Origin of the sequence: Microbacterium sp. BF1, from assembly GCF_019279095.1 — a bacterium.
Classification (GTDB): Bacteria; Actinomycetota; Actinomycetes; order Actinomycetales; family Microbacteriaceae; genus Microbacterium; species Microbacterium maritypicum.
In genome coordinates this window covers 1-7,767 of record NZ_JAGYWT010000076.1, presented here as the reverse complement: position 1 = coordinate 7,767, position 7,767 = coordinate 1, and the positions used below count along the sequence as shown (strand labels likewise).

The following is a 7,767-nucleotide window of genomic DNA, read 5'->3' as shown; positions in this document are numbered from 1 at the left end:
TCAGCGACCTCGGGAGTGAATCGGTCGGGCAGATCCTGCTGCTCTCCGGGGCGGTTCTGCTCGTCGTGGTCATCGTGCGGCCCCTCTTCATCTACCCGACGGCCGGGGCCGGTGCTCGTGCCGAGCCCGGTTCCGTCGCCTGCCCCCACACCGATGACGGGGCCTGAGGTCCTGCTCGGGGCGGCGAATGCGGCTGCCGGCTTCACTCCTCCTGTGCTCGCTCCTGGACAGTATCTGCGACGAGCGTGGACGACCTCTACGTTGGGCCTGTTCGACCCTGAACTCGGCGTGCCAGGAATGCCCGGCTACGGTGCCTCGCGTGCGACAGCGTCGAGTGGATGGGTGATCAGTCGCAGTGGCGCCGACTATGCCCCTGCCGACCTTCGCTCCCAGTGGTGCCAGGAGTGGGGATCTCCGGTTGCGGGCGGCGTCTACGGAGACCAGGCGCAGGGGCGTGCAGGGCAGGATGCGGGGATGCAGGCATACGGGCCGGCGGTCACGCTGTTCCCGTCGGATGCTCCATATCTTCCCGAGAGCGGCGCCGAAGACGTTCTATGGTTCTTCGAATCGCTGCCGCGGGATCCGGCCGCCATGGTCGTGTGGATTGACGACTACCTGGGCCCCGATACGCAGGATTGGGCTGAGGGGAAGGTCGGGTGGCTGCTCATCGGTCTGCTGTCGCAGAACGTCGGTGACCCGGAGATGCGTGCTGCGATGTATCGCGCGCTGAGCACGCTCCCGGGATCGACGGTGGGGGTGGAGCATGACGGACGACGCACCGTCACCTTCGACTCGCATCTCGCCTTCTCCGAGGTCGGGGAGAGGTCGCTACGGCGGTCCACGATGACGATCGACATGGCGACAGGGCTCGTGACGGAAACCACGGACACCAGCGAAGTGGGCGAGGGGACGATCCCGAGCGATGTTCCCGACTCCTGGATGACCTTCGAGATGAGCGTGGTCGACAGTCTGCCGTGACGGGTTTCGAACTCTCCTCGCCCTCCGGGGCAATACGTAGTGTGAGCACAGACAGCGAGATCATTCAGCGGTCGCTCGGTCAATCCCGCGCCTTCGCCGAGCTGTTCGATCGGCACGCCAGGACGGTGGGCGGCTATGCCGCTCGCCGTCTTGGTCCCGACGCGGGCGAGGACATCCTCAGTGAGACGTTCCTGGTCGCATTCGCACGACGCAAGTCGTTCGACACCGCGTGGGAGTCGGCGCTTCCGTGGCTGTACGGGATCGCGTCCCGTCTGATCAAGAAGCACCGGACCCGAGAGGCCAAGCATCTGCGATCGAGCGCGGCGGCAGCCGCGAGAGAAGGGCACATCTCGCACGGGGACCTCGACGTGACGGTCGCCCGCCTCGACGCCGAGATCTCCACCCGCGAACTGGCTCCGATGATCGCGTCGCTCTCTGCCAAAGATCGCGAGACCATGCTGCTGTATGCCTGGGGGGATCTCACCTATGAAGAGATCGCCATCGCCCTCGGGGTCCCGGTGGGGACCGTCCGATCGCGCATCAACCGAGTGCGGACGCGATTGAATCCGAGTCGTGGGAGCGGTCAGGAACGACTCGCGAACGAGAAGGAAGGAGAAGCCGATGGACGTCTTCGAGCGCGTGCGTGAGGTCAACCGGGGGGCTGGCCTGACGGAGGAGCGGATCACCGGGGCTCGTGCCAGGCTCCTGGTGGGTATCGACGCGTCCCGGAAGGCTGGCGGTTCCGCTCCGACGGCGCTGGCGAATGAGGGCTCGAGCGTGGCGTCAGAACTCGCGCATCGTGCCCGACGGCGGGCTTGGGCCGGCCTCGGTATCGGGGGTCTCGTGGCCGTAGCGGCTGCGTTCGCGATCGTGGCCGGTTCGGTTCTCGCACCGACGGTCACGCCCGATGCTGCGGCGGCCGAGGTGCTGGAGCGCGCCTCCGCGGTGACTTTCGACGCGCAGGACACGACTCTCGTTCCGGGTGAGTATCTGCGGATCGAGACCGTCGGTGAGCACCTGCAGTTCTGGAAGGCCGAGTGGGCAGATGACGACGACGAGAACACGCTCTCGTTCAACGCCTCTCGAGAGGGGAGCGACGCCGCCGTGCTGGTGCGCGATACTCGGGTGCTGTACATCCCGGCGGACCGGGATGGCGACTGGTTCTACGACTGGGGTCACTCCGAGGTCGTCGAGTCCTTCGGGGAACGGGGACCGGAGGCGGCGCGAGAATGGTCCTCCTGGCCCGGTTCCCAGGTGATCGAACATGGCACGATCGAGACACTCCCGGCCGGAGAGTACCTCGCCATCGGGGGAGACGAACCTCCGATGCCGTACCTGGCGGACCGCTACCGCCCCTTCTACGCGGAAATGCCCCGCGAGCCACAGGAATTGCTCGACTGGCTCCGCGGGCAGTCGGGGATGACGGGCGAAGACGCGGACCGCTGGCTCGTTGCGAGTCTGTCCGACCCGTCGGCGATCAATCTGATGCCGGCGGACCTGCGTTCGACGTTCTTCCTCGCGATCGCCCTGATCCCGGGATTCGAAGTGCTGGCAGACGATGGCTCGACAGCGACGCTGCGGTACGTCGTTCCCGGTCACCGGACGACGACGATGGTGATCGACACCGACCAGGGGCTCATCGACTCGATCGCGGAGGACTACGGAAGCGGCGGGCCCGCAGGTGACACCGTCGACTCCATCACGGCGGTGCACACGTCCGTCGTGGACTCCGCGCCCCGGGGGTAGCGACCTGGCAGGGAGCCCTGACACCGACCTCCGGTGTCGGGGCCCCGCCGTAGAATCGAAGGCATGGCATCCGACTCTTTCGTCCACCTGCACGTGCACAGCGAGTACTCGATGCTCGACGGTGCGGCGAAGATCAACGCGATGACCCAGGCAGCCGCCGACTACAAGATGCCGGCCATCGCGGTGACCGATCACGGCAACACCTTCGCGGCTTTCGAGTTCTACAACGCGGCGCGCAACGCGGGCATCAAGCCGATCATCGGGCTTGAGGCGTACATGACCCCCGGCACGCACCGCAGCGACAAGACGCGTGTGCAGTGGGGCTCGCCCGACCAGAAGAGCGACGACGTCTCGGGCTCCGGCGCCTACACCCACATGACCATGTGGAGCCAGAGCACCGAGGGCATGCACAACCTCTTCCGCATCAGTTCCCGGTCGAGTATGGAGGGCTACTACTTCAAGCCCCGCATGGACCGCGAACTGCTCCAGACTTATGGCAAGGGGATCATCGCGACGACGGGGTGCCCGTCGGGTGAGGTACAGACGAGGCTCCGGCTGGGCCAGTACGACGCGGCGCGGGCGGCAGCGGCGGAGTTCCAGGACATCTTCGGCAAGGAGAACTACTTCGCCGAGATCATGGATCACGGGCTGTCGATCGAGCGGCGCGTGATGACCGATCTGCTGCGGCTCTCGAAAGACCTCAACATCCCGTTGGTCGCCACCAACGACTCGCACTACACGCATCAGCACGAGGCAGACGCGCACGAGGCGCTGCTGTGCGTGCAGTCGGGCTCGACGATGGACGACCCGAACCGGTTCAAGTTCGACGGCGACGGGTACTACATCAAGACCGCGGCCGAGATGCGCCAGCTGTTCCGCGACCACCCCGAGGCCTGCGACAACACGCTGCTGATCGCCGAGCGCTGCGAGGTCGAGTTCAACACCTCGGCCAACTACATGCCGCGCTTCCCGGTTCCCGACGGCGAGACCGAGGACAGCTGGCTCATCAAGGAGGTCGAGGCGGGCCTGCACTACCGGTATCCCGGCGGCATCCCCGACAAGGTGCGCAAGCAGGCCGAGTACGAGACCGGCATCATCCTGCAGATGGGCTTCCCCGGGTACTTCCTCGTCGTCGCCGACTTCATCAACTGGGCGAAGGACAACGGCATCCGCGTGGGGCCGGGTCGTGGCTCCGGTGCCGGCTCGATGGTCGCTTACGCGATGAAGATCACCGACCTCGACCCGCTCGAGCACGGACTCATCTTCGAGCGCTTCCTCAACCCCGACCGTGTCTCCATGCCCGACTTCGACGTCGACTTCGATGACCGGCGCCGCGGCGAGGTCATCGACTACGTCACGGAGAAGTACGGATCCGAGCGCGTCGCGCAGATCGTCACGTACGGAACGATCAAGTCAAAGCAGGCGTTGAAGGATGCCGGTCGTGTGCTCGGCTTCCCGTTCAGCATGGGGGAGCGGCTCACGAAGGCGATGCCGCCGCCCGTGATGGGCAAGGACATGCCCCTCGACGGCATGTTCGACTCGGCACACCCCCGGTACAAGGAGGCGAGCGAATTCCGCACGCTGATCGATACCGATCCCGAGGCGAAGACGGTCTTCGACCGCGCGCTGGGGCTCGAGGGTCTGAAGCGCCAGTGGGGCGTGCATGCCGCCGGCGTGATCATGTCGTCGGATCCGCTGCTCGACATCATCCCGATCATGCGACGCGAGCAGGACGGGCAGATCGTCACGCAGTTCGACTACCCGTCGTGCGAATCTCTCGGCCTGATCAAGATGGACTTCCTGGGGCTCCGCAACCTCACGATCATCTCGGATGCCCTCGACAACATCCGCACGAACCGTGGCGAAGAGCTAGATCTCGAACATCTCGGCCTCGACGACCCCGGCGTGTATCAGCTGCTCGCCCGTGGTGACACCCTGGGTGTCTTCCAGCTCGACAGTCCGCCACTGCGTTCTCTCATGCGCCTGATGAAGCCTGACAACTTCGGTGACATCTCGGCACTCATCGCCCTGTATCGACCAGGCCCCATGGGTGCCAACTCGCACACGAACTACGCGCTGCGTAAGAACGGGGTGCAGGAGATCACCCCGATCCACCCCGAGCTGGAAGCGCCGCTCGCCGAGATCCTGGAGGAGTCCTACGGGCTCATCATCTACCAGGAGCAGGTCATGGCGATCGCCCAGGCGGTCGCCGGGTTCAGCCTCGGACAGGCAGACATCCTGCGCCGCGCGATGGGCAAGAAGAAGAAGTCCGAGCTCGACAAGCAGTACGAGGGCTTCGCGGGCGGCATGACGGAGCGCGGCTTCGGTGAGGCGGCCATCAAGGCGCTGTGGGACATCCTGCTGCCGTTCTCGGACTACGCCTTCAACAAAGCGCACTCCGCCGCATACGGCCTCGTGTCGTATTGGACGGCCTACCTCAAGACGCACTATCCCGCCGAGTACATGGCAGCGCTGCTCACCAGCGTCGGCGACTCCAAGGACAAGATGGCGCTGTACCTGAACGAGTGCCGCCGAATGGGCATCAAGGTGCTCCCGCCGGATGTGTCCGACTCGATCAACTTCTTCGCCGCCGTCGGCGACGACATCCGCTTCGGCCTGGGGGCCGTGCGCAACGTCGGCAGCAACGTCGTCGAAGGCATCGTGCAGGCCCGCAAGGATGAGCGCTTCACCTCGTTCCATCACTTCCTCGACAAAGTGCCGCTGCACGTGTCGAACAAGCGCACCATCGAATCGCTGATCAAGGCCGGCGCCTTCGACTCGATGGGCGACTCTCGTCGCGCGCTCATGGAGGTGCACGAAGATGCGGTGGAGGCGGCCGTCGACCGCAAGCGCAACGAAGCACAGGGCGCGATCGGATTCGACTTCGACAGTCTCTATGACGGCATGGACGAGGCCGCCCCGGCGAAGGTCCCCGCGCGTCCCGAGTGGGTCAAGAAGGACAAGCTCGCCTTCGAGCGCGAGATGCTCGGCCTCTATGTGTCGGACCACCCTCTGGCGGGCCTCGAGGTCCCGCTCGCGAAGCACGCATCGATCTCGATCCATGACCTCAACAACTCCGAAGACCTGCAGGACGGCGACCAGGTGACGGTGGCGGGCCTCGTGACCAGCGTGCAGCATCGTGTCGCCAAGGCGAGTGGAAACCCCTACGGCATGATCACCGTCGAGGACTTCAACGGCGAGGTCACCGTGATGTTCATGGGGAAGACCTATACCGAGTTCCAGCACACGCTGCAGCAGGACGCGATCCTCGCTGTCCGCGGGCGGGTGTCCCGGCGCGACGACGGGCTCAACCTCCATGCGCAGTCCGCATTCGCACCCGATGTGGGCTCCTTCGATGCTGCCGGCCCTCTGGCATTGGTCCTGGCCGAGCAGAGAGCAACCGAGCGCGTGATGATGGAGCTCGCGGAAGTGCTGCGACGACACAACGGCGACACCGAGGTACTGCTTCGCGTGCACCGTGGCGGCACGGCGAAGGTCTTCGAAGTGCCCATGCCGGTCAAGGTGTCCGCGGATCTGTTCGGTGACCTCAAGTCACTGCTCGGACCCACCTGCCTCGGGTGAGCGGGTAGGATCGTGAGCCGTCGGCAGCACGACGAATCACCCCGTCGAGCCCTGTGACGAAAGGACCACGCATGAGCACGGATCTCCCCGAAGCAGAACCAGAGGACGAGGTTTTCGGCGACGATGACGGTGTCCTGTACGACGAAGAGGTCACCCCTGAGTTCGGCATCCTCGGATTCACGCTGCGGGAGCTGCTCATCGTCGGCGTCTGGCTGCTGTCGTTCGTGTTCTCGTTCTTCCCGCTGATCGGCGACCTCTCGCTGTGGAGTGTCGGCATCCAATGGGTGCTCCCGGTCGCGCTCCCGACGGTCGCGGTCTTCCTGCTGGTGCTGCGCCGATTCTCGCCCGAGGGCATCCGCCGGGTCGGTTCGCTCGGCATCGATCAGTTCGCCTCGGTCGCCTTCTCCGTGTCGGCGACGGTCTGGGCCGGCAGCCTCTGGCTCGCGATCTCCGCTGTGGTGTCCACCGGGAACTGGAGTCTCCCGTGGAACGGGGTGGCCATGGTCATCACCTCCCTGGCTCTCGTCGTCCTCACGGTCTTCGCCCCGATCATCCCGGGATTGAAGGAAGACTTCCACGGTCGCCTGGTGACTCTCGCCCACCGCAACGCGAATCCGGTGCGCCCCGTCATTGCGAGACCGCGTCCTGAACCCGTGCCGGTCCCGGAAGGCTCCGAAGAATCCGTCGACACATCCGCCTCGGCGGCATCCTCCGCCGCACCCGAGGCGCACGCCGAGAGCCCGACCGACGTCATCGCGGACGGCTCCGCGTCCCCCCTCGTCGTCGCGCTCGACGACGAGGCATCGGGTCAGCAGGCGACCGACGAGATCGCTCGTTTCGACCTGGCTGCACAGGTGCCGCTGACGGCGCACGCCTCGGGCGGCGGCATCGGCACCGAGCAGGAGAGCACCGACGAGGAGTATGTGCCGGCCTATTCGCGCCGTTCGCGTGGACAGGAGCCGGAGATCGTCTCGGATACCGGAAGCATCGAGTCCCTGCTGGAGACGGCCGCGACCTACGAGACGGGCGCGGTCGAGGAAGAGCCTGCGCCGCTGCTGCTCGAGGGCGTGACCGATGCCGATCTCGAGGCGACGAACCCGCGTGAGACCGCCGCCGTGGCACAGCCGTTCTGGATCCTCGCGCCCTCTGAGCGCGACGTCCACGACGAGCGGGGCGAACCGCTTTTCCGTATCGGTCCGAACGCCTGGGCTCTCGTGATCGAGGACCGTGGGGGTGCGTTCGTCGTCCGACATGACGACGGACGGATCGGCTACCTCCACGACATCTCCGACATCACGAAGGGCTGAAATGCGCACCATCGATCTGCGAGGGCGCGAGCTCTCGCCCGCAGGCATGCTCGCCGCAGTACCCCGGGCGACCCAGGCACGTGCCGAAGCACTCGACACCGCCGCACGCATCGTCGAGGACGTGCGTGACCGCGGCGAGGCCGCTCTTCGCGAG

The 7,767-nt window shown here is 65.9% G+C and carries 5 protein-coding genes and 1 pseudogene; all 6 read left to right on the top strand.

Annotated features, from left to right (window positions below; translation table 11 throughout):
* The first annotated feature begins 153 nt into the window (after positions 1 to 153).
* Positions 154 to 978, top strand: a complete 825-nt coding sequence (locus tag KZA10_RS04525) for a hypothetical protein (RefSeq protein WP_218682287.1) — start codon at positions 154 to 156, stop codon at positions 976 to 978.
* Between the two features lie 41 nt (positions 979 to 1,019).
* Positions 1,020 to 1,625: an RNA polymerase sigma factor gene (locus KZA10_RS04520; RefSeq protein ID WP_218682286.1), complete on the top strand. Its 606-nt coding sequence runs from the start codon at positions 1,020 to 1,022 to the stop codon at positions 1,623 to 1,625.
* Positions 1,600 to 2,724: a hypothetical protein gene (locus KZA10_RS04515; RefSeq protein WP_218682285.1), complete on the top strand. Its 1,125-nt coding sequence runs from the start codon at positions 1,600 to 1,602 to the stop codon at positions 2,722 to 2,724. The genes KZA10_RS04520 and KZA10_RS04515 overlap by 26 nt, the downstream gene beginning before the upstream one ends.
* A gap of 63 nt (positions 2,725 to 2,787) precedes the next feature.
* Entirely contained in the window at positions 2,788 to 6,306 is a 3,519-nt protein-coding gene (gene dnaE / locus KZA10_RS04510; protein WP_218682284.1) for a DNA polymerase III subunit alpha, read from the top strand.
* A gap of 71 nt (positions 6,307 to 6,377) precedes the next feature.
* Positions 6,378 to 7,613 carry a hypothetical protein gene (locus KZA10_RS04505; protein WP_218682283.1) on the top strand — a complete coding sequence of 412 codons (1,236 nt, stop codon included), beginning with the start codon at positions 6,378 to 6,380 and terminating at the stop codon, positions 7,611 to 7,613.
* A 1-nt stretch (position 7,614) separates the two neighbouring features.
* A pseudogene (locus KZA10_RS18500) lies at positions 7,615 to 7,767 on the top strand (histidinol dehydrogenase); the annotation flags it as partial.